Here is a 1,404-nt window from a genome sequence, read left to right as displayed (position 1 = left end):
AGGTACCGATGCTGGTGGGCACGTACTCGGCGATCGCCCACGGCTTCCTGGACGGCGAAAGCGTGCGCAGCGACCTGCCGCAGCTGTTGGGGCGCCCGCCCCGACCGGCGCTCGACGCGTACGCGGAGGCCGTGGCGACGGCCCGGCGGGCACACCCGACCGCAGCGCGGTGAGGTTCGGCGGCCCCGCGGGTCACCCGGCCCTCCAGGGGACCCGGCACACGTGCGGCTCGTCGCCCTCCGGGCACAACAGCCTGAGCACCGTGCCGCGCACCGCCCGCCCCACCCGCAGCGAACTCCTGAACCCGACGCGAAGCCGGACCGTTCGCCTGCCGCCCGGGTCCTGCCCCGGGTGCTCCCATGCCCACTGCTCCGCCAGCATGCCGTCCACCTCGTCAGCGACACCACCGGGAAGCGGTACCGGCTGTTCCTCCCACCGCACCACGCGGCCGCCCCGGGCGCGCACGACGCCGCCGACCAGGCCCCGGACCCAGGCCGTGCCCTCGTCGTCCGCGTAGAGATCGAGCACGAGCTTCCGGGTCCGCACAGTCCACGCCTTTCCGGGAAACGGTCTTCCGGGATACGACCTTCCGGAAACGACCGAAGGCCGTCCGCGCTGACGCGTGGACGGCCCTCATGACCGGCTCGTCCGCCGGTGAAGACGTGGGCGCAACAGGGATCGAACCTGTGACATCTTCCTTGTAAGGGAAGCGCTCTACCGCTGAGCTATGCGCCCCGGGCGAATGCCACGTCAGCGTACCGCAACGGCCCGGTGTGTTCGGTCGGCCCGGATGGGACAATGGACCTCGATCCACTGGCGGCGGCACACGAAAGAGGATTGCGTGGCTTCGATGAGCGGGGGCGGAACGCGGCGGTGGGGCTGGGGGGCAGGGCGCGCGGAGAGCGTGCGGGCCGACGCGCAGGTCGCCAAGGACGCCGCCGCCGCGGCCTTCTACGAACTGGACACCGCCCAGCGCGACCTGCGGATCTCCATCGAGGCGATCACCGCGGTCGACAACTCGCCGCAGGGCCGCAAGGCGGTGGCTGACTTCGCCGAGTTCGGACGACGCATCGACGCCGTGAGCCACGAGTACATCGGCGTCGTCGACACCCACGACCTCGACCGGGAGGGTCTGGACGCTGCGGCGGCGGCCCGGGCGCTCGACGACTTCAACCGGGTCAAGGGGCAGCTGGAACAGGCCAGGACGGACCTCGAGCGCTTCGGTCACAGCCTGGGCGGTCTGCTGGAGAAGGCGGAGACGCAGCTCGCGCAGCTGGCTCCCGCGGTGGAGCGGGGCAGGCAGTCGCTGCTGGCCGCCACGCAGGCCCTCGACGCGGTGCGTGCCGCGGGCCTGCAGGCCGACGATCTGGCGGCGCGACTGGCCGCGCTCGGCCCGGAACTCAC

The 1,404-nt window shown here is 72.5% G+C and carries 1 protein-coding gene, 1 tRNA gene and 1 pseudogene; 1 reads left to right on the top strand and 2 read right to left on the bottom strand.

The annotated features are described in order from the left end of the window. Window positions 1-192: 192 nt before the first annotated feature. Entirely contained in the window at window positions 193-546 is a 354-nt protein-coding gene (locus tag ACYVE9_RS26885) for a hypothetical protein (RefSeq protein WP_461030497.1), read from the bottom strand. A gap of 117 nt (window positions 547-663) precedes the next feature. Further along, window positions 664-735 (bottom strand) — tRNA-Val (locus ACYVE9_RS26880). Between the two features lie 115 nt (window positions 736-850). On the opposite strand from ACYVE9_RS26880, the pseudogene ACYVE9_RS26875 reads away from it, so the two are divergent. Next, window positions 851-1,404, top strand: a pseudogene (locus ACYVE9_RS26875) (hypothetical protein); the annotation flags it as partial.

The organism is Streptomyces sparsus (assembly GCF_054776295.1).
This window is presented reverse-complemented; position numbering and strand designations above follow the sequence as displayed.